26 protein-coding genes, 2 pseudogenes and 1 riboswitch are annotated in these 23,782 nt (G+C 70.5%); of the genes and pseudogenes, 12 read left to right on the top strand and 16 right to left on the bottom strand.

Going from position 1 to position 23,782, the window contains the following annotated elements; translation table 11 throughout:
• The first annotated feature begins 69 nt into the window (after positions 1-69).
• From ddaH to Q2K21_RS20635, 3 genes are all read left to right on the top strand, one after another.
• Positions 70-882, top strand: coding sequence for a dimethylargininase (gene ddaH / locus Q2K21_RS20625; RefSeq protein WP_310773074.1), 813 nt, complete (start codon positions 70-72; stop codon positions 880-882).
• Positions 879-2,099 (top strand): ornithine--oxo-acid transaminase, encoded by a 1,221-nt coding sequence (rocD, locus tag Q2K21_RS20630; RefSeq protein ID WP_310773077.1) that lies wholly within the window; start codon positions 879-881, stop codon positions 2,097-2,099. The genes ddaH and rocD overlap by 4 nt, the downstream gene beginning before the upstream one ends.
• Before the next feature lie 143 nt (positions 2,100-2,242).
• Positions 2,243-3,190, top strand: coding sequence for a GNAT family N-acetyltransferase (locus tag Q2K21_RS20635; RefSeq protein WP_310773080.1), 948 nt, complete (start codon positions 2,243-2,245; stop codon positions 3,188-3,190).
• Here Q2K21_RS20635 and Q2K21_RS20640 read toward each other — a convergent pair.
• The 5 genes from Q2K21_RS20640 to Q2K21_RS20660 form a co-directional block, all read right to left on the bottom strand.
• Positions 3,147-3,647 carry a TIGR00725 family protein gene (locus Q2K21_RS20640; RefSeq protein WP_310773083.1) on the bottom strand — a complete coding sequence of 167 codons (501 nt, stop codon included), beginning with the start codon at positions 3,645-3,647 and terminating at the stop codon, positions 3,147-3,149. The two genes, Q2K21_RS20635 and Q2K21_RS20640, sit on opposite strands and share 44 nt — an antisense overlap.
• 90 nt (positions 3,648-3,737) lie before the next feature.
• Positions 3,738-4,862, bottom strand: a complete 1,125-nt coding sequence (locus Q2K21_RS20645) for an enolase C-terminal domain-like protein (protein ID WP_310773086.1) — start codon at positions 4,860-4,862, stop codon at positions 3,738-3,740.
• A gap of 105 nt (positions 4,863-4,967) precedes the next feature.
• Positions 4,968-8,036 carry an FAD-binding and (Fe-S)-binding domain-containing protein gene (locus Q2K21_RS20650; RefSeq protein WP_310773089.1) on the bottom strand — a complete coding sequence of 1,023 codons (3,069 nt, stop codon included), beginning with the start codon at positions 8,034-8,036 and terminating at the stop codon, positions 4,968-4,970.
• 14 nt (positions 8,037-8,050) lie between these two features.
• Positions 8,051-9,079, bottom strand: a complete 1,029-nt coding sequence (locus Q2K21_RS20655; protein ID WP_310773092.1) for an SDR family oxidoreductase — start codon at positions 9,077-9,079, stop codon at positions 8,051-8,053.
• A gap of 92 nt (positions 9,080-9,171) precedes the next feature.
• A complete protein-coding gene (locus tag Q2K21_RS20660; protein WP_310773095.1) occupies positions 9,172-9,516 on the bottom strand; it encodes a MarR family transcriptional regulator in 345 nt (114 codons plus the stop codon).
• Positions 9,517-9,752: 236 nt separating this feature from the next.
• Here Q2K21_RS20660 and Q2K21_RS20665 point away from each other — a divergent pair, with 236 nt between their 5' ends.
• The 3 genes from Q2K21_RS20665 to Q2K21_RS20675 all read left to right on the top strand — a co-directional run bounded on the left by Q2K21_RS20665 (position 9,753) and on the right by Q2K21_RS20675 (position 11,209).
• Complete coding sequence (locus Q2K21_RS20665; protein WP_310773099.1) at positions 9,753-10,433, top strand: anti-sigma factor antagonist; 681 nt, start codon at positions 9,753-9,755, stop codon at positions 10,431-10,433.
• A gap of 97 nt (positions 10,434-10,530) precedes the next feature.
• A complete protein-coding gene (locus tag Q2K21_RS20670; RefSeq protein WP_310773103.1) occupies positions 10,531-10,899 on the top strand; it encodes a low affinity iron permease family protein in 369 nt (122 codons plus the stop codon).
• 121 nt (positions 10,900-11,020) lie between these two features.
• Positions 11,021-11,209, top strand: coding sequence for a hypothetical protein (locus Q2K21_RS20675; protein WP_310773106.1), 189 nt, complete (start codon positions 11,021-11,023; stop codon positions 11,207-11,209).
• Between the two features lie 120 nt (positions 11,210-11,329).
• On the opposite strand, the gene Q2K21_RS20680 is transcribed toward Q2K21_RS20675, so the two are convergent.
• Positions 11,330-11,680, bottom strand: a complete 351-nt coding sequence (locus tag Q2K21_RS20680; protein ID WP_310773109.1) for an FG-GAP repeat protein — start codon at positions 11,678-11,680, stop codon at positions 11,330-11,332.
• 2 nt (positions 11,681-11,682) lie between these two features.
• Positions 11,683-11,913 (bottom strand): annotated as a pseudogene (locus Q2K21_RS35840) (hypothetical protein); the annotation flags it as partial.
• A 91-nt stretch (positions 11,914-12,004) separates the two neighbouring features.
• Here Q2K21_RS35840 and Q2K21_RS20685 point away from each other — a divergent pair.
• On the top strand, positions 12,005-12,721 hold the full coding sequence (locus tag Q2K21_RS20685; protein ID WP_310773112.1) for a lysophospholipid acyltransferase family protein: 717 nt from the start codon (positions 12,005-12,007) through the stop codon (positions 12,719-12,721).
• A 61-nt stretch (positions 12,722-12,782) separates the two neighbouring features.
• Positions 12,783-13,808 carry an NAD-dependent epimerase/dehydratase family protein gene (locus Q2K21_RS20690; RefSeq protein ID WP_310773115.1) on the top strand — a complete coding sequence of 342 codons (1,026 nt, stop codon included), beginning with the start codon at positions 12,783-12,785 and terminating at the stop codon, positions 13,806-13,808.
• A gap of 52 nt (positions 13,809-13,860) precedes the next feature.
• On the opposite strand, the gene Q2K21_RS20695 is transcribed toward Q2K21_RS20690, so the two are convergent.
• The 9 genes and pseudogenes from Q2K21_RS20695 to Q2K21_RS20735 form a co-directional block, all read right to left on the bottom strand.
• On the bottom strand, positions 13,861-15,459 hold the full coding sequence (locus tag Q2K21_RS20695; RefSeq protein WP_310773118.1) for an alpha/beta hydrolase: 1,599 nt from the start codon (positions 15,457-15,459) through the stop codon (positions 13,861-13,863).
• A 137-nt stretch (positions 15,460-15,596) separates the two neighbouring features.
• Complete coding sequence (locus Q2K21_RS20700) at positions 15,597-16,352, bottom strand: urease accessory protein UreD (protein WP_386276159.1); 756 nt, start codon at positions 16,350-16,352, stop codon at positions 15,597-15,599.
• Positions 16,349-17,026, bottom strand: a complete 678-nt coding sequence (gene ureG, locus Q2K21_RS20705; RefSeq protein ID WP_310773125.1) for an urease accessory protein UreG — start codon at positions 17,024-17,026, stop codon at positions 16,349-16,351. The genes Q2K21_RS20700 and ureG overlap by 4 nt, the downstream gene beginning before the upstream one ends.
• 216 nt (positions 17,027-17,242) lie before the next feature.
• Positions 17,243-17,917 (bottom strand): urease accessory protein UreF, encoded by a 675-nt coding sequence (locus Q2K21_RS20710; protein ID WP_310773128.1) that lies wholly within the window; start codon positions 17,915-17,917, stop codon positions 17,243-17,245.
• A complete protein-coding gene (locus Q2K21_RS20715; RefSeq protein WP_310773130.1) occupies positions 17,917-19,638 on the bottom strand; it encodes an urease subunit alpha in 1,722 nt (573 codons plus the stop codon). Before Q2K21_RS20715 ends, Q2K21_RS20710 begins: the two co-directional genes overlap by 1 nt.
• Positions 19,631-19,942 carry an urease subunit beta gene (locus Q2K21_RS20720; RefSeq protein WP_310773133.1) on the bottom strand — a complete coding sequence of 104 codons (312 nt, stop codon included), beginning with the start codon at positions 19,940-19,942 and terminating at the stop codon, positions 19,631-19,633. The genes Q2K21_RS20715 and Q2K21_RS20720 overlap by 8 nt, the downstream gene beginning before the upstream one ends.
• Positions 19,943-19,957: 15 nt before the next feature.
• Complete coding sequence (locus tag Q2K21_RS20725) at positions 19,958-20,260, bottom strand: urease subunit gamma (protein ID WP_010355509.1); 303 nt, start codon at positions 20,258-20,260, stop codon at positions 19,958-19,960.
• 154 nt (positions 20,261-20,414) lie between these two features.
• Positions 20,415-20,643 (bottom strand): annotated as a pseudogene (locus Q2K21_RS20730) (IS200/IS605 family accessory protein TnpB-related protein); the annotation flags it as partial.
• A 139-nt stretch (positions 20,644-20,782) separates the two neighbouring features.
• The gene (locus Q2K21_RS20735) at positions 20,783-21,058 is read right to left on the bottom strand and encodes a type II toxin-antitoxin system Phd/YefM family antitoxin (protein ID WP_310773149.1); all 276 of its coding nucleotides are present in this window, start codon (positions 21,056-21,058) and stop codon (positions 20,783-20,785) included.
• Positions 21,059-21,204: 146 nt separating this feature from the next.
• On the opposite strand from Q2K21_RS20735, the gene Q2K21_RS20740 reads away from it, so the two are divergent.
• The 4 genes from Q2K21_RS20740 to Q2K21_RS20755 all read left to right on the top strand — a co-directional run bounded on the left by Q2K21_RS20740 (position 21,205) and on the right by Q2K21_RS20755 (position 23,732).
• Positions 21,205-21,543, top strand: a complete 339-nt coding sequence (locus tag Q2K21_RS20740) for a hypothetical protein (RefSeq protein ID WP_310781144.1) — start codon at positions 21,205-21,207, stop codon at positions 21,541-21,543.
• A gap of 133 nt (positions 21,544-21,676) precedes the next feature.
• Positions 21,677-22,312 carry an ATP-dependent Clp protease proteolytic subunit gene (locus Q2K21_RS20745; RefSeq protein ID WP_310773151.1) on the top strand — a complete coding sequence of 212 codons (636 nt, stop codon included), beginning with the start codon at positions 21,677-21,679 and terminating at the stop codon, positions 22,310-22,312.
• Positions 22,313-22,319: 7 nt separating this feature from the next.
• On the top strand, positions 22,320-22,625 hold the full coding sequence (locus tag Q2K21_RS20750; protein WP_310773154.1) for a hypothetical protein: 306 nt from the start codon (positions 22,320-22,322) through the stop codon (positions 22,623-22,625).
• Between the two features lie 529 nt (positions 22,626-23,154).
• Positions 23,155-23,229: riboswitch (cyclic di-AMP (ydaO/yuaA leader) on the top strand.
• A gap of 29 nt (positions 23,230-23,258) precedes the next feature.
• Entirely contained in the window at positions 23,259-23,732 is a 474-nt protein-coding gene (locus Q2K21_RS20755; RefSeq protein ID WP_310773157.1) for a C40 family peptidase, read from the top strand.
• Positions 23,733-23,782: the final 50 nt, after the last annotated feature.

Raw genomic sequence — 23,782 nt, forward strand, 5'->3', positions numbered from 1 at the left:
CCCGTCTCCGGCACTTCCTACCTTGGAGTCAACCCTCAGTCGACACCGAGTAAGCGGAGGTACCCCTCTGTGCCAGACAGCCGTGTGCCGCGCCGACGGCGTTTCCTCGTCTGCGAACCCAGACATTTCGCCGTGCAGTACGCGATCAATCCCTGGATGCACCCCGACACCCAGGTCGACGTGGATCTCGCCCGAGACCAGTGGCAGGCGCTGATCCGCGCCTACCGCGCCCACGGCCACACCGTCGAAGCCCTGGACCCGGTCCCCGGTCTCCCGGACATGGTGTTCGCCGCCAACTCGGCGGTCGTCGTCGACGGCCGCGTCTTCGGCTCCCTCTTCCACGCGCCCGAACGACGCCCCGAGTCCGTCCATTACGAAACGTGGTTCAAGACGGCCGGCTACACCGTCCACCGCCCCGAGTCCGTCTGCGAGGGCGAGGGCGACCTGGTCTGGACGGGACGGTACGTCCTGGCCGGCACCGGGTTCCGTACGACTCGCGAGGCGCACCGCGAGGTCCAGGAGTTCTTCGGGCACCCGGTGATCAGCCTGACCCTGGTGGACCCCCTCTTCTATCACCTGGACACGGCACTGTTCGTCCTCGACGACGACAACATCGCCTACTACCCGGAGGCGTTTTCGCCCGGCAGCCGTGAGGTGCTCGCGCGGCTGTACCCGGACGCGGTGCTCGCCACGCGCGACGACGCGATGGCCTTCGGCCTCAACTCCGTCTCCGACGGACGCCACGTCTTCATCGCGCCGAAGGCCGAGGCGCTCGCCGCCCGGCTCGCCGACCACGGCTACGACCCCGTCCCCGTCGACCTCTCCGAGTTCCACAAGGCCGGCGGAGGCATCAAGTGCTGCACCCAGGAGATCCGTTCATGACCGCTCCCGTCCGTACGCGTTCGTCCGCCGAGCTGATCCGCGCCGAGGAGCCCGTCCTCGCCCACAACTACCACCCGCTGCCCGTGGTCGTCGCCCGCGCCGAGGGTGCCTGGGTGGAGGACGTCGAGGGCCGCCGCTATCTCGACATGCTCGCCGGCTACTCGGCGCTGAACTTCGGGCACCGCAACCCGGTGCTGATCGAGGCCGCGCACCGCCAGCTGGACCGTCTGACCCTCACCTCCCGCGCCTTCCACAACGACCAACTGGCCGCGTTCGCCGAGTCCCTGGCCGCCTTGACGGGACTGGACATGGTGCTGCCGATGAACACGGGCGCGGAAGCGGTGGAGAGCGCCGTCAAGGTGGCGCGCAAATGGGCCTACGAGGTCAAGGGCGTGCCGGCCGACCGGGCGACGATCGTGGTGGCGGCCGACAACTTCCACGGCCGTACGACGACGATCGTCAGCTTCTCGACGGACGAGACGGCCCGGTCGGGCTTCGGCCCGTTCACGCCGGGCTTCCGCGTCGTCCCATACAACGACCTGGCGGCGCTGGAGGCGGCGGTCGACGAGACGACGGCGGCCGTGCTGATCGAGCCCATCCAGGGCGAGGCGGGCGTGATCATCCCCGACGAGGGCTACCTCACCGGGGTCCGCGACCTCACCCGCCGGGCCGGGTGCCTGTTCATCGCGGACGAGATCCAGTCCGGACTCGGCCGCACGGGCCGCACCCTGGCCGTCGAGCACGAAGGGGTCGTGCCGGACGTCCTGCTGCTCGGCAAGGCGCTCGGTGGCGGGATCGTGCCGGTCTCCGCGGTGGTCGCGCGCCGGGACGTCCTCGGCGTACTGCGTCCGGGTGAGCACGGGTCGACGTTCGGCGGCAACCCCCTTGCCGCAGCGGTCGGTTCGGCGGTGGTCGGCCTGCTGCAGACGGGCGAGTTCCAGCGCGGGGCGGCTGAGCTGGGCGCGGTGCTGCGGGACGGACTCACCGCTCTCATCGGCAAGGGCGTCGTGGGCTTCCGCTCGCGCGGGCTGTGGGCGGGCGTCGACATCGACCCGGCGATCGGCACGGGCCGCGAGATCAGCGAACGCCTCATGCGCGAGGGAATCCTGGTCAAGGACACCCATGGCTCCACGATCCGCCTGGCACCGCCGCTGACGATCACCGGCGAGGAGCTGGGGTCGGCGGTGGAGGCGCTGGAGAAGGTGCTGGCCTCCTGATAGGGCACGGTACCCGGGGCCGTTCGTGAGCGGCCCCGGGTACCGCACGCTCGTACCGTCTCGGGTCCGCCTTTATTTCCTACCGTCTCGGGTCCGCCTTTATTTCGTTGCGGCATCCTGTCGGCCTCTCCGACAGTGAGCGGATGAACCTCACAGTGCGCCCGGTCACCCTCGACGACACGATCCCCTTGTGCGAACTCCTCAACGCGGTCGACGTGGCGGAGATCGGGCAACCGGAAACCGATCTGCACAGCGTGGAGGCCGGACTCAGGCGTCCCGGCCTGGACTTGGCACGGGACTCGTGGATCGGGGTCGACGACGACGGGCGGTTCGTGGCCTACGGACTGGTGTGGGACGTCGCGGGCGGCGAACGGATCGACATCGACCTGTACACGCTGCCGGACGCGGACGCGGCAGGGCGGCGGCTGCTGGAGCTGATGGAGGAGCGGGCGGCGGCCAAGGCCGCGGAGAACGGTGCCTCGCGTGCCGTGGTGCATCTGTATCTCAACTCCTCCCCCACTCTGGACACCACACTGCTCGACGCCCGCGGCTGGCGGGTGATACGGCGGTTCAACGTGCTGACCCGCCCCGTGTCGGCGGCCGACGACCGGGCTCCCGTCCCGCCGCCCGGTGTGACCGTGCGCGAGTGCCGCACCGAGGCGGACCGCCGACGCGTGCACGAACTGCTGAACGCCTCGTTCGCCGACCACTTCGAGTACCACCCGCGCCCCTACGAACAGTGGCTGGAGACCCTGGGATCCGACCGGACGGACTGGTCCCTGGTGTGGATCGCCTCCGTGTCCGGCCTCGGCGACGCGGGTGTACTCATGGCCAGGAACGACGAGACGAGCATGGGCTGGATCCGGCATCTCGGCGTCCTGGAGACGGCGCGAGGTCGTGGGATCGGCAGTCATCTCCTGCGGCACGCCTTCACCGCGTTCGCCGCACGCGGGCGGGACACCGTGGGCCTCGGTGTGGACACGGAGAACACCTCGGAAGCGCTGCGGCTGTACCTGCGCCACGGCATGACGCTGCACTACGCCGTGCTCACTTGGCAGGTCGAGGTTCCGGTGAGTCCCACAGCCCCGTGAGATCCAGCGCCTCCGCGGGCGTCCGCGCATGGAGCACGCCGGGCAGATCCCGCCCCTCGGCGTCGATCGGCCGCCAGCCGTCGCCGAGTTGGATCACGGGCACGCCGCCCCGGCGCATGGCCAGGGCCAGCTCCGAGAGGGTGCCCCAGGAACCGCCGACCACGACGACGGCGTCCCCGCTGTGGATGATCACGCTGTTGCGGGCCTGCCCGAGACCGGTGGCGACGGCGGCGCTCAGATCCGGTCCCGCACCGGCGCGATCGGCCTCGGACAGCACCCCGACGACCAGGCCGTCGCGGGAGCGGGCGCCCGCCGCCACCGCGGCCATCACCCCGCCGTACCCACCGCAGATCACCACGGCGCCGCGCTCCGCGAGCAGCCGGCCCAGCTCGTACGCGAGGCTCCACTCCCGCTCGCCGCACCGCGCCGGCCCGCACACCGCCACCTGCACCGCCATGCCGGCCCACCTCCGGCGCGCACGATACTGCCCGGCAGGTCGCCGCGGCCGACAGCCTCGCCGTTCAGGTGCGGTACCGCTGATCGCTCTTCATCCCACCCGGTATCGCTCGGCACGGCCGGCGTTCAGGGTCAGCCCGAGGCCCGGGGACCCGTCGGGTCCCGGGGTGACGGCGCCTCCGGCGGGGTCGAGAACGCCGTCGAAGAGGACGCGTTCGACGCGTACGTGGTCGTGGAACCACTCAAGATGGCGCAGATTGGGCACGGCGGACGCGGCGTGGACGTGCGCGTGCGGCGCGCAGTGCCCGGAGATGTCGAGGCCGTGGCCTTCGGCGAGCGCGGCGGCGCGCAGCCAGACGGTGATGCCGCCGCAGCGGGTGACGTCGGCCTGCAGGCAGTCGACCGCACCGGCATCGAGCAGGTGGGCGAAGTAGGCAAGGGTGTAGCCGTACTCACCGGCCGTCACGTCCATCGGCACGGCGACACGGATCGCCGCCAGCGTGCGGGGATGGTCGGAGGAGACCGGCTCCTCGAACCACCTCACCCCATGGTGGGTCAGGCGGTCGGCGACGCGGACGGCCTGCTTCGCCGTATAGGCGCCGTTGGCGTCCACGTACAGCTCGGCGCCGTTCCCGATGCAGGCCCGTGCCGCGCCGACGCGGTGCAGATCGCGTTCCTCGCACCGCCCCCACGACTCCCCGATCTTGATCTTGACGCGGGGGATGCCCTCGTCCTCCACCCAGGTCCGCAGCTGCCGCTCCTGTTGTCGGTCGTCGTAGGTGGTGAAGCCGCCGCTGCCGTAGAGCGGCACCGCGGTCCGCGCGGCGCCCAGCAGGTCGACGAGAGGCAGACCGAGCAGCCGGCTCTTGCAGTCCCACAGCGCGATGTCCATGGCGGAGATCGCCTGCGCCGCCACACCGGGCCGTCCGGCGTTGCGCACGGTGCGGTGCATGGCCTCGTTCAGGCGCGGCACGTCGAGCACTGAGCCACCGACGACCACACCGGTCAGCAGCTCGTGGACGACCTGCGCGGTGGCCGCCGGGCCGTAGGTGTAGCCGAGGCCGGTGACATCACCGCAGCGGACGGTGGCGAGTACGAGGGTGGTTCGGTCCCAGCTCAGGGTGCCGTCCGCCTCGGGCGTGTCGGTGGGCACGGTGTAGACGGCCGTGTCCACCCGCTCCACGGACGGTTTTCCGGACGCGGCGGTGTCCCTCATCGGTCCTCCCCGGCTAGGAGCATCGGTCCTCCCCGGCTGTGAACATCAGTCCTCCGGGGCTACGAACATCGGTCCTCCCCGGCTACGAACATCGCTCCTGCCCGACTACGAACGGCGTCGCACGCGATGGGCGGCCACCGCGGCCGGAACCGCCGTCAGGGCGGCGGCCACCGCCGTGGTCGCCCAGCGGCCCAGGCGGGAGGGCTCGGCAGGACGCTCCGCCAGGTGTTCGGGCAGGTGGGCGGGCAGGACGCCGTCGAGGCCGAGCGCCAGCGCCTCGGCCAGGTGCAGGGCCCGGCGGCCCGTGCCCGCCTGTTCGATCTGGGTGCGGCAGCTGAAGCCGTCCGCGAGGAGCAGAGCCGCGGGGGACGCCGCGCGGACGGCGGGAAGAACCCCCTGTTCCGCGACGGCCATGGACACCTCGTGGTGGCCGCGTTCGAATCCGAAGTTGCCCGCGAGTCCGCAGCAGCCCTCGTCCAGGACCTCGGCGTCGATGTGGGCGCGGCGCATCAGTTCACGGTCGGCGTCGTCGTGCGTGATCGCGTGCTGGTGACAGTGGGTCTGCACCATGGCCTGCCGGGCGAGGGCGGGCGGCCGCCAGTCCTCGGGGGCGTGCTCGACGAGGTGCTCGGCGAAGGTGCGGAACCGCTCGGCCAGACGCCGCACGTCCGGGTCGGCCGACAGCAGTTCCGGCGCGTCCGCCCGGAACACGGCCGTGCAGGACGGTTCGAGGCCGATGACGGGGGTGCCCGCCTCGATCCATGGACGCAGTACGCCGAGCGTGTGCCGCAGAACCTGCTTCGCCACGGTCAGTTGACCGGTGGAGATCCAGGTCAGTCCGCAGCACACCGGCCTGGTGGGTACGGCGACGTGGAATCCGGCGTCCTCCAGGACGCGGACGGCCGACCGCGCGATCGCCGGGTGGAAGTACGTGCTGAAGGTGTCGGGCCACAGCACCACCGCCCGTGGGTCGCCGGGGTCCGGCTCGTAGGTGCCACGGGCCCGCCACCATTGAAGGAACGACTCCCGGGCGAACACCGGGGCCTGGCGGGCGCCGTCCACTCCGGCCAGCCGTTTGCCTGCGTCGGCCAGGCCGGGCGCGTGCAGCGCGCTGTTGACCAGCGACGGCGCGATGCGGGAGAGCCGGGCCCACAGCGGAAGCCAGCCCATGGAGTAGTGGGCGGCCGGGCGTGGCCTGCCCGCGTAGTGGTGGGCGAGGAACTCGGCCTTGTAGGTGGCCATGTCGACGCCGGTGGGGCAGTCCGATTTACAGCCCTTGCACGCCAGGCACAGGTCGAGGGCGTCCCGGACCTCGGTGGAGCGCCAGCCGTCGGTGATCGCGGAGTCCGCGTGGCCGTCGAGCATCTCGAACAGCAGCCGCGCACGGCCGCGGGTGGAGTGTTCCTCCTCCTGCGTGGCCCGGTAGGACGGGCACATCACGCCGCCGTGGTGGCTCCGACAGTTACCGATGCCGACGCAGCGCAGCACGGCGCGGCTGAAGGAGTGTTCGTCCTCCGGATAGCCGAAGTGCGTCCGCACGGTGGCGGGCCGCCAGGCGGGGCCCAGCCGCAGCTGCCCGTCGACCGGGTTCGGATCGACGACCTTGCCCGGGTTCATTCGGTTACCGGGGTCGAACAGGGCCTTGAGTTCACCGAAGGCGGCCACGAGACGCTCACCGAACATGCGGGTCAGCAGTTCACCCCGGGCCTGTCCGTCCCCGTGCTCTCCCGACAGGGATCCTCCGTACGCGGCCACGAGGTCGGCGGCCCGTTCCAGGAAGCGACGGAAGTCGGCGACGCCGTCGACGGTCGTCAGCCCGAACGGGATACGGGTGTGCACGCACCCTTGCCCGAAGTGTCCGTACAGCGAGGGGTGGTCGTAGCCGAAGTCGTCGAAAAGGTCCTTCAGGTCGCGCAGATAGTCGCCCAGGCGTTCGGGCGGGACGGCGGAGTCCTCCCAGCCCTCCCAGGTGTCCCGGTCGTCCGGCGGCCGAGCGGTCACGCCGAGGCCCGCCTCGCGGGCCCTCAGCATCTCCTGCTCGCGCGCGGGGTCGTCGGAGAAGGCGACCGCCGGGTCCTTCTCGCTGCGGCCCACCGCGCGCAGCAGTGCGTGTGCCTGCTCGTCGACGTCGTCCTGGCTGTCGCCGCTGAACTGCACGAGCAGCCAGCTGTCTCCCTCCGGAAGGGCGTGGAGGGAGTCGAGATAGGCGTGCTCCTCCCGCATGAGCTGTGCCATCCGCCCGTCGAGTGCCTCCAGTTGGCCGGGTGAGCAGTGCTCCAGGAGGCGGGGGACGTCATCGGCGGCGGAGCAGATGTCGTCGTACCCGAGGACCAGCAGCGACTGGCTGGGCGGCACGGGCACCAGGTCGAGTTCGGCGCGCAGCACCGTCACGAGGGTGCCCTCGCTGCCCACCAGGGTCTTGGCCACGTCGAAGTCGTTCTCCGGCAGCAGCGAGTCCAGGTTGTAGCCGGAGACGCGGCGCGGGATCTTCGGGTAACCGCGCCGTATGTCCGCCAGGTACTCGGTGACGATGCGGTCCAGGCCCTCGTGGATCTCGGCCCGGCGTCCGCCCTCCGCGACGATCCGCGTTCGCTCGGCCTTGGACGTCGGTCCCACCCACATGCGCGTTCCGTCATAGGTGAGGACCTCCAGGCGGCGCACGTTGTCCACGGTCTTGCCGTACGCCTGCGCCGACGCCCCGCACGAGTTGTTGCCGATCATGCCACCGAGCGCGCAGTGGCTGTGCGTCGACGGCTTGGGCCCGAACTGGAGGCGGACGTCGGACAGCTGCCGGTTGAGTTCGTCCAGGACGAGCCCCGGTTCCACGACGCAGGTGCGGGCGTCGGGGTCGACCGACACGAGCGCATCGCAGTACTTGCTCCAGTCGATGATCACGGCCGTATTGGTCGTCTGGCCGGCCAGACTGGTGCCACCGCCCCGGGACAGGACCGGCGCGCCGAACCGTGCGCACACCTCGACGGCCCGGGCACCGGCCTCCACGTCACGCGGGATCACGACCCCGATGGGGACCTGACGGTAGTTGGAGCCGTCCGTGACGTACGCGCCCTTGCTGCCCGCATCGAACCGGACCTCGCCGTGCACCGCATCCCGCAGTGCCGCTTCCAGCCCGGCCACGTCCACTGCGGCTCCCGTCGGGTCGACGGGGAGGAACAAGCCGCTCAGCGGACTCACCCGACCTTCCGCCCCTGGAGAGGTGCCGTCGGTGCGCCGGCGCCCTCCTGGACCCCGTGCAGGAACTCCTCCATGACCTCGGTCGCCGTCCGCTGCGGCCGCCAGGCCAGTTCGGTCTGCGCGCGTGTGCAGTCCATGAGCGGCAGTCGCAGCACGGCGTCGAAGAGGTGCGGGGACGCGGGCAGCAGACGCAGCCCCCACGCGGCGGCGATCGCCGACCGTGCGGCCGTGCGGGGCATCCGCACGGGGCGGGATCCCAGCAGCTCGCCCAGTACGGCCGCGTCGAGGGGCGGGTCGGCGGCCAGGTTGAACGCGCCCCGGACGTCACTTTGCAGCGCGAGCTGGTAGGCGCGGGCCGCGTCGTCGGTGTGCAGCGCCTGCACCCGCAGCCCTGGGATGTCCGGCAGGAACGGCAGCAGCTCCGGCCGGATCAGCGGTCCGGGCAGGAACCGTCCGCCGAAGATGCGCCGCTGTTCGCTCGCCGACTCGCGCTTGAACAGGAACGCGGGCCGCATCCGTACGACACGGACGCCGGGATGCTCGTACTCGTACGCGTCGAGTGTCCGCTCCAGGTAGGCCTTCTCCCGTGTGTAGGCGGCGTCCGGCCAGCCGTGCGTGGGCCAGGACTCGTCCACGGCGTGGTCCTCAGGACCCGGGGAGTAGGCGCCGACCGACGAGGCGTGCACGAGCGTCGGCACCTCGGCGGCGGCGACGGCCTCGAAGACCCGGATGCTTCCGAGCACGTTCGTCCGCCAGGTCGCGACCGGATCGTGCGTGGGCTGGAACGCCCACGCCAGGTGTACGACCGCGTCGGCGCCCTCGAACTCCGTCACCAGGTCGGCCTGCTCCGAGGCGAGGTCGACCTCCGACCACCGCACGCGTTCCGGGCCGAGGTCGGGGACGCGGCGAGCCAGGCCCCGCACGCTGTCGACGTCCGGGTCCTCGGCGAGCAGGCGCACGAGGCTGGTGCCCACATTGCCGGTGGCCCCCGTGACAACGATCTTTGTGCCTGTTGCGGTGCTCACTTCTGGGCTCCTCTCGGTGACCGGTGACCGGTCCCTGCGAGTACCCGGTGCACACGGAAGCACCCAGGGCTCGGCGAGCGAACAGGACCCGGTCAGCCGTCCGTCGCCGGGGCCTGCGCCGGGGCCGGGCCGCGCTGCGCGTCGTGCCGGGCGAGGAGGGCGAGCAGGTCGGAGACGGTCAGGCTCGCGTCGGCCGGGTGCCGCAGAGGGATACCCGGCTCGATGCGATAGGTGTTCGAGCGCCCCGCACGGTTACGGGTCAGATAGCCCCCCTGCACCAAATCAGAAATGATCTTCTGAACGGCGCGTTCCGTCAGTCGGCAGCGGACCGCGATGTCCCGGATACGGGTGCTCTGGTCCTCTGCGATGGCGGCCAGCACGCGCGCATGGTTGGTGAGGAAGGTCCATCCTGTATGCGGCTCAGGCACTCCACCCATGTATTCGATGGTAGGCCCCAAAATTCATGAAAACAAAAAGACGAAAGAAAATTCATGCATCTCTTGACATGTAATGCATGACGGGCCGAGCCTTACAGGCGGGGGCGCGTGCGGGCGGACGAGCTCGGGAGGCTGCCATGGTGAAGCGGGTACTCCCCCAGCCCGAAAGCCCGGATCAGGCCGTTCGGGCGGCATCGGACCAGTCGCCGCGACACATGGTGTCCCCGTGTCTGACGGTGGAGACGCAGCCGAACGGCGACCGGACGGCCGTGGTGGTGTCGGGCGAACTCGACATCGACACGGAGCAGGCACTGCAGGACGCCCTGCGCGACGCGTTGCGCCACTCGGTGGGCGGCATCGATGTCGATCTCGCGGGAGTGGACTTCTGCGACTGCTCGGGGCTGAACGTCCTGCTGTGCGTCCGCCGACGGGCGCTGGAGGACGCCAAGACCCTCGCCCTCAGCGCGACCGGCCCGGCCGTCGAGAAGCTTCTGTCGCTGACCGGTACGCGAGCGCTGTTCGGCCTGACCGGCTCCGCCGCCAGGACCGTGGTGAACGGCCACGCGGCGCGCCCCCGAGCGGGGCCCTCATCCCCGGGGGAGGGTGAGCGGCCCGAGGGCACCGACGAGGACCTGCAGATCGAGCTCGTCCAGCTCAGGCGGGCCATGCAGACCCGGCCGGTGATCGACCTGGCCCGCGGGGTGCTGATGGCCTCCTTCGCCCTGAGCGCCCAGGACGCCTGGAGGGTGCTGGTCACCGTCTCCCAGAACACCAACACGAAACTGCACCATGTCGCCCAGGATCTCGTGATGGCCGTCAACGGCGACACGCCACCCGGACCGCTGCAACGGGAACTGGCGACCGCGGTCACCGCGCTCAAGGAACCCGCCTCGGCACCTCCCCACACCGCCCGGTAGACCTGGTTACCCCGGCCGGGCGCACGCCCCCGCTAGGCCGCCACCGGCCGGAGGTACGACGCCTGTGCCGGAAACCCCGAGAGGGTATGCCTTGGCCATGACCTTTCAACGTCCCGCCGAGCGTGGCGGCCCCGAGCGAGGCCGGTTCGAGGAGTTGGCAGAAAAAGCATCCAATTTGACCAGCTCCCCGCTCTTCTTTCTCATCTGCCTGGCATTCGTCGGGTTCTTCGTCGCCGCGCACGCGGCGCACCTGCCCGTGCCGTGGCTCCTGCTCGCCGGGGAGTCCACGAGCGCGATCACGCTTCTCCTCCTCGCTCTGCTCAAGAACTCGGAGATGCGGGCCGAGCACGCCATTCAGCGCAAGCTCGACGCGATCGCGGGCGCCTTGCTGGAAATCAACAAGGACAACGAAAGCCCTGCTCTGAAGGAGCTCAGGGACTCGATCCGTATGGAGGAAGAGTTGTAGAACGGCGCGCGCACGGCGTTGTCACCGATGCGCGGGGACCGATATGCAGGGAAATACGACTCGTGCCACGCTGATCAGGGGCGGAGCCGCCCCGTCGCACCTCATCGAGGAGTGAGCCGACATGACCGAGCGGCAACGTGACCGGTTTACGGACGAGTCGGGCCACGTCAGGGACATGACCGAGGAGACCCTCGGCGCCCAGGAACAGGAACGCCAGGAACGTCAGCACCGGGAGGAGCGGCGGCAGCAGCGCGGCCGTCGGACCGACGAGTCCACCTACTCCGAGGAGAGCGACAACGATCTTCCGTGACAGTCGCACTTCGCCCCGTCGGCCTGTCGGCCTGGGGGCGCGCTTCGGCGGGCCCGGGGCCACGTCGCCCCGGGCCTACAGCCGACCTCGCAGCCGCGCCACGATGTGCCCCGACAGACGTCAGTGGGCCAGTACGCCACCCACTCCCGGGCCCGACCCGGTGCTCAGGCCGAGCGCGACGGGGCCGTAGTACGTGCCGCTCTCCGGCACCGGCGCCCCGTCCGGGCCGCCCCTCAGCGTAAGGACCGTGCCGTCGCCGGCGTTCTCGCCCTCGGCGCCGAGCGCCAGGTCCGGGTGCCCGTCGCCGGTCAGGTCGGCGAGCGACACCGCCGCGCCGAGCCGGTCGCCCGCCTCGGCGGCACCAGGCACCCCGGTGCGCTCGGCGTCGTACACCTCGGCCTCGGTGGCCGTGAGTCCGCCCGTGCCGCCGTGCAGCAGCAAGGCCGCGCCCGCGGTCGGCGAGCCGGACACGGTCACGTCCGTACCGGGCGTTGCCGCTGGATTGCTCCGTGCGCGCCCATCTCAAAGCGGTTGAGGACCTTGCCGAGAGGGTTCCACCCGCGCCCGTCCGGCATGCGCACCCCGACCCGCTGCCCCAAGTACGTCCCGAGCCCGAGGAGCGTGTCGTGCGCCCGCTCACGTCCGGCGCCGCCCTTGCGGAGTCCGTCGATCAGGAAGTCGACGACACCCAGGCTGCCCGCCGCCGGGTGTAAGGCTCTGACAACTCCCAGGCTCCCGGCCTTAGCCTGGGGAAACGCCGGCGCGAAGCCGACCTGGAGGAGTGAGGGGCGAGCCGTGTTCTACTATCTGCTCAAATACATCATTCTCGGACCGCTCTTGAGACTGGTCTTCCGGCCGCGCATAGAAGGTCTCGAACATGTGCCGGCGTCCGGACCGGCCATCGTCGCCGGCAACCATCTCTCCTTCTCCGACCACTTCCTGATGCCCGCGATCATCAAACGGCGCATCACCTTCCTGGCGAAGGCCGAGTACTTCACCGGACCCGGCGTCAAGGGCCACCTGACCGCGACGTTCTTCCGCAGCGCCGGGCAGATCCCGGTGGACCGATCCGGCAAGGACGCCGGACAGGCCGCGATCCGAGAGGGACTCGGCGTGCTGCGCAAGGGCGAGTTGCTGGGCATCTACCCCGAAGGCACACGCTCGCACGACGGCCGTCTGTACAAGGGCAAGGTAGGCGTCGCGGTGATGGCTCTGAAAGCCCAAGTACCCGTCATTCCCTGCGCGATGATCGGCACCTTCGAGGCCCAGCCGCCGGGCCAGGTCATCCCCAGCCTCCACCCCGTGGTGATCCGCTTCGGCAAGCCCCTCGACTTCTCCCGTTACGCCGGCATGGAGAACCAGAAGGCCGTCTTGCGCGCGGTCACCGACGAGATCATGTACGCCATCCTGTCCCTCTCCGAGCAGGAGTACGTCGACCAGTACGCGGCGGTCGTCAAGGCGCAGGAGGCCGTAGCGGAGGAGCGCAAGTTTCCCCGTATGCCGCTGAGTTGACGGGATCTGCTCACAGCCGATCCCGCCCGGGCGCCGCTACCCGGCGCTTTAGGCTCGCGTCATGAAACGTGCTGTGGTCATCGGAGCGACGGGACAGATCGGGCGGGCGGCGGTCGCGGCGCTCGCAGGGGACGGCTGGGATGTGACGGCAGCGTCGCGGGGCGGTGGCCGGGACGAGGACTGGCCCAAGGACGTACGGGCTGTACGGCTCGACCGTGAGGACGACGCGGCGCTGGCCGGGGTGATCGGCGACGGCTGCGACACCGTGGTCGACATCGTGGCCTATGGAGCGGCGCATGCACGGCAGTTGGCGTCCCTGTCGGACCGTGTCGGTTCGGCCGTGGTGATCTCCAGTGTGGCGGTCTACGAGGACGACAAGGGGCGGGGCTTCGACACGCAGGAGGAGCCGGACGGCTTCCCCGAGTATCCCGTGCCCGTCCCCGAGACCCAGCGGACCGTGCGAGCAGGCGACGCCACCTACAGCACACGCAAGGTCGCCCTGGAACGTGAACTCCTCGCCGTCGCAGATCGGTTGCCCACCACGCTGCTGCGCGCCGGTGCGGTCCACGGCCCGTACTGCCGTTCGCCCCGCGAGCTGTACTTCGTCAAGCGCGCCCTCGACAGGCGGGTCCGTCGCATCCTCGCGTACAGCGGTCGGAGCCGGTTCCACCCGGCGAGCGTGCGCAACATCGCGGAGCTGATCCGGCTCGCCGCCGCGCGGCCCGGGGCCCGGGTGCTCAACGCCTGTGATCCCGACGCGCCCACGGTCGCCGAGATCGCCGCGGCGATCGACGCCATGATGGGCGTGGAGAGCGAGACCGTCCTGGTCGACGGTCCGCCTCCGGCTCCGCGCGTGGGTGACACACCATGGACGGTGCCCGCACCGGTGGTGTGCGACATGTCGGCGGCGGAACGGGAACTCGGCTACCGTCCCCTGGTCCGGTACGCCGAGACGCTGCCCGAGACGGTCGCCTGGATCGAACGCCAACTGGCCGGGCGGGACTGGCGTGAGGCGTTCCCGAAGATGGCGGCCGCGTACGGAGACCTCTTCGACTACGCGGCGGAGGATGCCTGGTCGGCGTCATGAGGAGGGGCGGCCGGGCATTTCCGGCCGCCCCTCCCCCTTACGAACGCTCGGACTACGGCTTCGGCGTGGCGTGCGGCGTGCACGTCACGTCGGAGCTGTCCGTCTCGCCGGTGAGCAGGTAGGTGTCCACCCGGCTGTTGATGCACGGGTTGACCAGACCGGTCACACCGTGGGAGCCCGCGTCCTTCTCGATGATCAGGCGGGAGCCCTTGAAGCGCTTGTGCAGCTCGACCGCGCCGTCGAACGGCGTCGCGGCGTCACGCGTGGACTGCACGATCATGACGGTCGGCAGGCCCTTGCCGGTCTTCACGTTCACCGGGTTCTGCTGCTTGACCGGCCAGGTGGCGCACGGCAGGTTCATCCATGCGTTCGCCCAGGTCATGAACGGGTAGTCCTTGTTGAGCCGGGTGTTGTCCCGGTCCCACTTCTTCCAGCTCGTGGGCCACTTGGCGTCGGTGCACTCGACGGCCGTGTAGACGGCGTTGCCGTTCTCGGAGCTGATGTTGCCCGCCGTGTCCGACAGGTCGGGCGCGGCGGCGTCGACGAGCGCCTGGGTGTCACCGGCGAAGTACTTGCTGAACACGGTGGCGACCGGCACCCACGAGGAGTCGTAGTACGGGGCGTTCTGGAAGAAGGAGATCAGCTCGGCCGGGCCGACGAGACCGCCGATGGGGTTCTTCTTCGCCGTGGCGCGCAGCTGGATCCACTTGTCCTGCACCGCGGCGCGCGTGGTGCCCAGGTGGAAGGAGGCGTCGTTCGCCGCGACCCAGTCCTCCCAGTCCTTCCAGCGGCCCTCGAAGGCGACGTCCTGGTCGAGGTTGGCCTCGTACCAGATCTTCTCGCGCGACGGGTTGACCACGCTGTCGACGATCATGCGGCGGAGGTGGCCGGGGAACATCGTGCCGTAGACGGCGCCGATGTACGTGCCGTAGGAGACACCCAGGTAGTTGAGCTTCTTCTCCCCCAGCGCGGCACGGATGACATCCAGGTCGCGCACGGTGTTGGGCGTGGTCATCTGCCGCAGCATCGCGCGGCCGGTGCGCTCCAGGCACCCCTCCGCGTACTCGCGGGCGAGCTTGCGCTGGGCGAGCTTGTCCGCCTCGGAGTCGGGGACGGGGTCCGCCTTGGGTGCCTTCACGAACTCCTGGGGGTCCGCGCAGGAGATGGGCGCCGAGTGGCCGACGCCACGCGGGTCGAAGCCGACGAAGTCGTAGGCCTTCGCCACGTTGGCCCAGATCGGGTTCTTGGTGGTGACCCGGCGCGGGAAGCGCATACCGGAGCCACCGGGGCCGCCCGGGTTGTAGACGAGGGCGCCCTGGCGCTCCTCCTTGGTGCCCGTGTTCCCGATGTGGTCGACGGCGAGCTTGATCTGCTTGCCGTTCGGGTGGGCGTAGTCGAGTGGAACGGTGACCCAGCCGCACTGGATGGGCTTCTCGAACCCCCAGTCGGCGGGACAGTCCTGCCAGTCGATCCCGGCCTTGGCGGCCCGCGCGGCGGCGATCGCGACGCCGCGGGACTCACGGTCCTGGCCTTGGCGCGAGTCGGCGGTGGCCGACGGTGCCGCCATGGCGCCGGCTATCAGCGTCGCCGTGACGAGCGCCCCCGCAGAGCCGAGTGCGGTCACTCGTCTCGTCGGTCTGATTCCCCTCAAGTGGGACCTCCCCGTACGTGGTTGCGATTGGTACGGGGATCCTTTCGGCTGTGAGGTGTCTGAGAACAGAGGGGGACTGGGCTTCTTTACCAATCCGATAACCGGTACACGCCTGTCCGTTGAGCGGAGAGGGCCATTCAGCCGACGGTGTGCAGCGCCTCGTCCAGCACCCGCCGCAGTCGCAGCGCGTCGGGTGCGACCGCGGTGACGAGCACGGCGGGTCCGGCGAGCGGGGTGAGCGCAGCGTACTCTCCCAGCATCCGCGGCTGCGCCGGTGCCCGCCCGAACTCCGGTCGCACGACGAGAAGTTGCCCAAGGGCCCGATGTCCCGCGAGCACGGCGGGCCCGTCCCAGCCGCCGGGGGCGCCCGGCCCGCAGGCCACCTCCTGGTCGAGCAGCGGCCGTCCGTCCAGCCGTACGGTGAGACGGCTGGTGAGCCGTCCGGGTTCCTCACCGGCGCGCCCGAGCACCTGCTCCTCGCGGAATACGAGGCGGGCGCCGGGCGCGAGGTCGACGCGCGAGGAGACATACAGCTCGCTGCCCCGCACGGAGATCAACTGCTCCGGCAGCCACCGCAGTTCGCCACCGGCGGCCACGTCGAGCCGGACGTCGTAGCGGGCCTCCCCCTTGGCCTGACCGGGCAGGGCGATGGTCGCGGCGGCCGACCCCACCTGAAGCAGGGCACCACTCGCCACCTCGGCCTCGACGGTGAAGTGGTCACCGCCGAGCGGCCCGCTCATCGCACCGACGAGCATGACGCGTGCCTCGTCGCCGCTCGCCCGCGTACGGCGCAGCGCGAGCGGCCCCTCACCCGCCAGCACCGGCAGCGACGTACCGCCCCTGCCGTCGTCCCGGGCCACGATCCGCGCGGTGGCCCGTACCCCCGTGCTCACGCCGTCCACGCGGCGATCTGCCCCCGCACCCAGTCGGCGACGGCCGTGACGCCGTCCTCTGTCCGCAACGACTGGAAAACGACGGGCAGTTCGGCCCGCTGTGCCTTCGCGTCGGCGGCCATCCGGGCCAGGTCGGACCCGACGTACGGCGCGAGGTCGGTCTTGTTGACGACGAGCAGATCGGCGGTGGTGACACCGGGACCGCCCTTGCGCGGGATGTCGTCCCCGCCCGCGACATCGATGACGAAGATCTGCGCGTCGACGAGCCCCTTGGAGAAGGTGGCGGTGAGGTTGTCGCCGCCCGACTCGACGAGAATCAGATCGAGCGGCCCGACCTCGTCCTCCAGATCCTCGACCGCTTCGAGGTTGGCCGAGATGTCGTCCCGGATGGCGGTGTGCGGACAGGCCCCCGTCTCGACGGCGGTGATCCGCTCGGGCGGCAGCACGGCCTCACGGAGGAGGAACTCGGCGTCCTCACGGGTGTAGATGTCGTTGGTCACGACGGCGAGGGACAGTTCGTCCCGCAGGGCCCGGCAGAGCGCGGCCACGGTGGCGGTCTTACCGGACCCGACGGGCCCGCCGAGCCCGACCCGGAGGGCACGGCGCGTGCCGTCCGGCCGGTGGGCGTCGGAGCTGACGGCGGCGGGGCCGTCGTGGGAGTGGTCGAGGTGCATGGAAGCGGCTCCTAATGTCTGAGTCGACGGCGCTCTTTCAGCCGGGCCGGGCATTGGTCAGCCCGTCCGGCGTTTGAGGACGAGGCCGTTCAGGCTGATACGGGGGTCTGGGGGCGGAGCCCCCAGGGAAGGGACCAGGGGACGCAGTCCCCGGCGGGGTCGAAGGGGCGGAGCCCCTGGAGGATGGGACGGGTAGGGGCGGCGGGGGCGAACCTCCTACGACGCGAACAGCCGCACAGGCCAAGCCGCATGAGCCTCCGCACCGATCTCCAACAGCGGAGCGGAAGCCGCAGGCAACGCACCGACCCCGTCGTCGAGCACCCGACGCGCCGCCAGAACCGCCAGGTCGACGACCCTGTCCAACTCCGGCGCCAGCCGAGCCAGAACCGCCGTGGCGTCAAAGGGGTCCAGACTCAGCAACCGCACCGTCGCGGTCGCCGGCCCACTGACACTCTCGTACGCGGAGCAGTACGCGGCGTCCTCGGCCCCGAGCCCGGCGGCCCGCGCCACCAGCCCCAGCACGACCGGCTGATGCGCCCCCTTGGGGAACTCCCGTGCCACCGCGTCCAGTTCTCCGCAGGGCCACGTGGCCCGAGCGGCCCGCATCAGCTGACGCCCCAGCTTGCGCGCGGCGGCGCGCAGTGCGGCAGACGGCGTACGGGCATCCGCGGCGGCGTCCAGCACGACCGGGTCGACGCCGAGCGCGGCCGCCGCGGCCAGCGAGGCGGCCACCAGCCCGGCAGTGTGCAACCGCCCTCGGCAGAAGTCCTCAAGGCTCGCGGCCCCGGTGATCCGCCCGGCGCGCACGGCCGCCTCGGCCCCGCCGGAGTGCGCGTGCCCTCCGGCGGGGAAGCGGCCGTCGGCCAGGACGAGAAGCGCTGCCCGCGACATCAGAAGAGGAAGTATCGCTGGGCCATGGGCAGTTCGGCGGCCGGTGCCGCCTCGACCAGTTCGCCGTCGATATGGACGGCGAAGCTGTCGGGGTCGATCCGCACCTGCGGCCGTGCGTCGTTCTCACGCATGTCCGCCTTGGTGACGCCGCGCGTCGACTCGATGGCCACGAACTTCTTCCCGAGCGAGAGCCGCTCCGGCAGTCCGTCCTCGATCGCCAGCGGCGCCACGAAGTTGACGGAGTTGGCGGCGGGCGCCCGCCCGATCGCCCCGAACATCGGTCGCGGCAGGATCGGCTGCGGCGTGGGGATCGACGCGTTGGCGTCGCCCATCTGCGCGTACGCGATCTGTCCGCCCTTGATCACGAGGTGCGGCTTGACCCCGAAGAACGCGGGCTCCCACAGGACGAGGTCGGCGAGCTTTCCGGTCTCGACGGAGCCGATCTCGTGGGCGAGGCCCTGGGCGAGCGCCGGGTTGATCGTGTACTTGGCGACATAGCGGCGTACGCGGTGGTTGTCCGCGCGGCCGTCGCCCGGCAGCGCGCCCCGGCGCCGCTTCATCACGTGCGCGGTCTGCCAGGTCCGCATGATGACCTCGCCGACGCGCCCCATGGCCTGGGAGTCGGACGAAATAATGGAAATCGCACCCAGATCGTGCAGGATGTCCTCCGCACCGATCGTGGACGGCCGGATCCGCGACTCCGCGAACGCGAGGTCCTCGGGCACCGCGGCGTTCAGGTGGTGGCACACCATCAGCATGTCGAGGTGTTCCTCGGCGGTGTTGACGGTGAACGGCCGGGTCGGGTTGGTGGAGCTGGGCAGCACGTACGGCTCGGACACCACGGTCATGATGTCCGGCGCGTGCCCGCCGCCCGCGCCCTCGGTGTGGTACGCGTGAATGCCGCGGCCCTTGATCGCGGCGAGGGTGTCGCCCACGAACCCGGCCTCGTTCAGCGTGTCCGTGTGGATGGCGATCTGGATGCCGGTGCGCTCGGCGACGGTCAGCGAGGCGTCGATGACGGCGGGGGTGGACCCCCAGTCCTCGTGCAGCTTCAGTCCCAGCGCTCCGCCGCGGATCTGCGACAGCATCGCCTCCTGCGAGACGGTGTTGCCCTTGCCGAGGAGACCGAAGTTGAGCGGGTAGCCCTCCATCGCCTCCAGCATCCGGGCCAGATGCCAGGGACCGGGCGTCACGGTGGTCGCCTTCGAGCCCTCGGCCGGTCCGGTGCCGCCGCCGATCAGCGTCGTGATGCCGGCGGACAGCGCCTCGTCGGCGATCTGCGGACAGATGAAGTGGACGTGCGCGTCGATGGCACCGGCGGTGACGATCCGGCCGTTGCCGGCGATGATCTCCGTCTCGGGGCCGATCACCAGGTCCGGGTGGACGCCGTCCATCGTGTCCGGGTTGCCGGCCTTTCCGATGGCGCTGATCCGGCCGTCGCGGATACCGACGTCCGCCTTGATGATGCCCCAGTGGTCGATGATGACGACGCCGGTGATGACGGTGTCGGGGGTGCCTTCCGCACGCGTGGCACGCGACTGGCCCATGGATTCACGGATGACCTTGCCACCGCCGAACACGGCCTCGTCACCGGCCAGTCCGGGCCCGCCGGAACGATCCTCCTCGATCTCGACGAGAAGGTCGGTGTCGGCGAGCCGGATACGGTCGCCGATGGTCGGGCCGAACAGGTCGGCATACGCGGCACGCGAGATCTCAGGCATCGAGAGCACCTCCGGTCTCCCCGCGCAGACCGGGCACGACGCGGGCACCGGCGAGCGGGACGAGTTCGACGTCGACGGGGATTCCGGGCTCGAAGCGCACGGCGGTGCCGGCGGCGATGTTCAGCCGCTTGCCGCGTGCGGCGGCACGGTCGAAGTCCAGACCGGGGTTGGCCTCGGCGAAGTGGTAGTGGGAGCCGACCTGGACGGGCCGGTCGGCGGCGTTGAGGACGGTCAGCCGGGTGACCTCGCGACCGTCGTTGTAGACGATCGGGTCGTCGGCGAACAGGAACTCTCCGGGAATCATGCCGGCCACTCCTCGTCAGACGATCGGGTCGTGGACGGTGACGAGCTTGGTGCCGTCCGGGAAGGTCGCCTCGACCTGGACGTCGTGGATCATCTCGGGGATGCCCTCCATGACGTCGTCCCGGGTGAGCAGCTTGCGCCCGGAGGCCATGAGCTCGGCGACCGTACGGCCGTCACGCGCGCCCTCCAGGATGTGCGACGTGATGAGCGCGACCGCCTCGGGGTGGTTCAGCTTGAGGCCGCGGGCCCGGCGCTTCTCGGCCACGTCGGCCGCCACGTGGATCAGCAGCCTCTCTTGCTCGTGCGGGGTCAGTTGCACGTCCCACCTCACAGTCCTCGCTCCGGACCGTGCGGGGCCCGGTTGCCGCAGCCACCGGGCAAAGTACCTGGTGGCGTGGATCGGCAGGCTAGTTGGAGCGAGTTTCGAGCAAGTTAACCGAGCTGTGATCCGTCAGGCGCGCGGGCGCGGGTCACGCACAAGTCCGGCGAGCGGCGCTGGGAGCTTGATGGGGGGCGAGCTGACCACGCCGGGCAAGCGCCCATGGGTCATGCGTGACTTTGGTGATGCTGCCCAGCCAGCGGGAGGACGACTCCCCGGTCAGGGCGCGTGCGCTGAGCCCAATGGCCGCTGTCATGGTCCAGCCCCGCCGCGCCGTGGGCCTTCAGGTCACGGGAGGCCGGCGAGCCGAGCAGCTCACCCATGCCGCCGTGGCCTGGTACGCGGGCCGCTCACCCAACGGCACACCCAACGGCCAACGCCCTCGGGACACACGCCCGGAGTCACTCACCCAACCACCGCGCCCGGCGCGATATCCGAGCCGCTCGCCCGACCGCCCAGTCCTCAGGACGCGCTGGGCCCCCGATGCTCCGCGGCGATGCCGAAGCGGCGTCGCTCACGCGGGGCCGAGGAGACCTCACGGACGCTGGAGACCGAGCTGATCACCTGCTCCTCCGCGGCGTCCAGTTCGGCGAGCCGTTCGAGGTCGGCGGCGGAGACCAGGGCGACGAGAGGCTTCCCGTGCCGCGTCACGACGACGCGCTCGCCGCCGTACACCACGCGGTTGATCAGATCGGCGAGCTCAGCCCTGGCTTGCGTCACCGGAATCTCGTAGGCCATGTGGTCCAGCTTAGACCGAGGCCCTGAGAGGCCTCTTCGAGCGGAAGATCCCATTCTGCCCCGCAGACATTTCCTCGCACATACGATCGACTCTCGGCCTTCTAGTTGGAGGCGCGCATGACAACCGAGGAGGGGACGTGTCCAGCATGTCGAGGCGGTCACTACTGGGGTACTCGGGGACGGCGGCGGCCGGGGCGGTGCTCGGCACGGCAGGGTCGGCACAGGCCGGCGAAGTGGAGGCGGCCGGCGCACCGACGGTCGAGTTCCCGTTGGGCACGCAGTTCAGCGGATCCTCCCGGATAGGCGACGCCGATTCCGGTGGCTACATGGCGATCACCTTCACCTTCGAGCCCGACGGGACCATCCCCGCGGAGAACGCCATCACCGCGACGGAGGTCGCGAACGCCCTCTCCGAATTCGCCGTCTCGCGCGGCTGGCCCCCGATCACGTTCAGCGGCAGACCCGCTCCCGTCGCGATCAACTGAGCACCGCACGACGGCGCCCCGGACCGACCTTCGGTCCGGGGCGCCGCCCTTTTCGCTCTCAGCATGCTTCGCACCCAACGGAACGTACGTCCTGTACATTTTTTACAGGAGCGATCCCGAGGAGGCGCCTGCCATGAACCGACCGTCCGCCCGCCATGTCCTGCCCGAGTTCACCGAACGCACGGGCTACGGACACCGGACCCTTGATCCGTACGCGAAGCTGCTGGACGAGCGGATCGTTTTCCTGGGGACGCCGATCGACGACACGGCGGCGAACGATGTGATGGCGCAGTTCATGCATCTCGAGTACCTGGACCCGGACCGGGACATCTCGCTGTACATCAACTCCCCCGGCGGCTCGTTCAGCGCGATGACCGCGGTCTACGACACGATGCAGTACGTCGGCTGCGACGTGGAGACGATCTGCCTCGGCCAGGCGGCGTCCGCCGCGGCCGTCCTGCTCGCCGGGGGCGCGCCGGGCAAACGGTTCGCGCTGCCCGGCGCGCGGGTGCTGATCCGCCAGCCGTCCCTGCCGGAACCGGTGCAGGGGCAGGCCACCGACCTGGCCATCCAGGCCGAGGAACTGACGCGGACCCGCAGGCGACTGGAGGAGTTGCTCGTGCGGCACACCGGGCAGAGCCCGGAGCGGATCGCGGCCGACATCGAACGGGACAAGATCCTCGACGCGCCGGCGGCGAAAGAGTACGGGCTGGTCGACCTCATCATCCCGAGCCGCAAGGCGTCACGCTCCGCGTCCGGCGCGAGGTGAGCCGCCGGTGCTGCCGCCCGAACTTCCCCCGCTGCCCGCGCTGACCCGCGCCGAGGCGGAGTTGATCGACCATTACCTCGACGTGGTCGACCTGCTCGGCCGCATCAACCCCGCGCACTCCGGGGACACGTACCGCGGCCTGCGCGCCGCCCAGGCCCTGGTGAGCAAGGCGGCGGCGCTGCGCGACGCGCTGACGCTGATGCATCAGCGCGGGGAGAGCGAACTGCACGGCCCGACCCTCGCCCGGGCCCTGCGCGTCCTCGACGGCGAGCGCCGCGCGGCCCGCGTCACGGTGCCACCGGGGCCGGACTGACGGGACTGCCATGACGTCGAGGGGCCCGACGGATGCCACCGCCATGCCGTCGCCACATCATTCTGACGGAGCATAACCGTGCCACGGGACTCGGACAGTTGACGGGGACCGGCCGCCTCACGGCTCGCGCACCGAGGGCGAGCGGTCCGCTCGCGGCTCAAACGGACCAAATGGCGTACCTCCGGTTGGAGTAGACACCTCTCCCCCGGGGGCCCGAAAAAATTGCGCAACGCGCGTACCTCCAGGGCAAAATCCGGTGCTTCGGTGCAGGTCCGAGGCTTTTCAGCCCCCTCAACGCCCTTCGAACAAAGGGCTGTCCACCCAAACGGGTGAGTGGTGAGTAACCCCACAAACCTCCGATTCCATTGTGATTTTCCGACTTCCGTGAGTGAAGATCCCTTGCTGACGACAAGCCCCCGCCACCGCGGCGGGGCGGTCCGGGCGGACGCCGAGTCCTGCCGCCGCCCGGATGACCGGTCGACAGGAGTGGATCGGCAGGAGTGGAGGACCCGGCAAGGCGGGCCCCGGAGAGATCCGGCGGTCCTTGGGGTGAAGCCGCGTGAGCGGCCGGGCTACTTCGCCAGCCCGAATCCGACAGGTCATCCTTCACAGGCGGCTGACGAAGGGTTGCGCATGACTGCGCTCAATCGTGTCCCGTCGCTGCTGAGCCGGGCCGGTACGGCCTCGGCACTCACCCTCGCCGCCGTCGGCGGCAGCATCGCGGTCCCCGGCGTCGCCGGCGACGCGGCGGCGGCGACCCCTGCGACGAAGGCGCTCCAGGTCGCCGCGTCCAAGAAGGGAGCTCCCTACCAGTGGGGCGCCACCGGACCGCGCCGCTTCGACTGCTCCGGGCTCACGCTCTACGCGTACAAGAAGGCGGGCAAGACCCTGCCCCGTACGGCGGCGGCCCAGTACAACAAGACGCACCACATCTCCGCCTCCCACCGCAAGGCGGGCGACCTGGTGTTCTTCCACTCGGGCCGGAACATCTACCACGTCGGCATCTACGCCGGGAAGGGAAAGATCTGGCACTCCCCGAGGACCGGGGACGTGGTCAGGCTCCAGAAGATCTGGACGAAGAGCGTGTGGTACGGGCGCGTCAGCTGACGTCGTCGACGGGGTGACGGCACGTGCGTCGTCACCCCGTCGGGGCGTGA

Source organism: Streptomyces sp. CGMCC 4.7035 (assembly GCF_031583065.1).
Taxonomy (GTDB): domain Bacteria; phylum Actinomycetota; class Actinomycetes; order Streptomycetales; family Streptomycetaceae; genus Streptomyces; species Streptomyces yaanensis.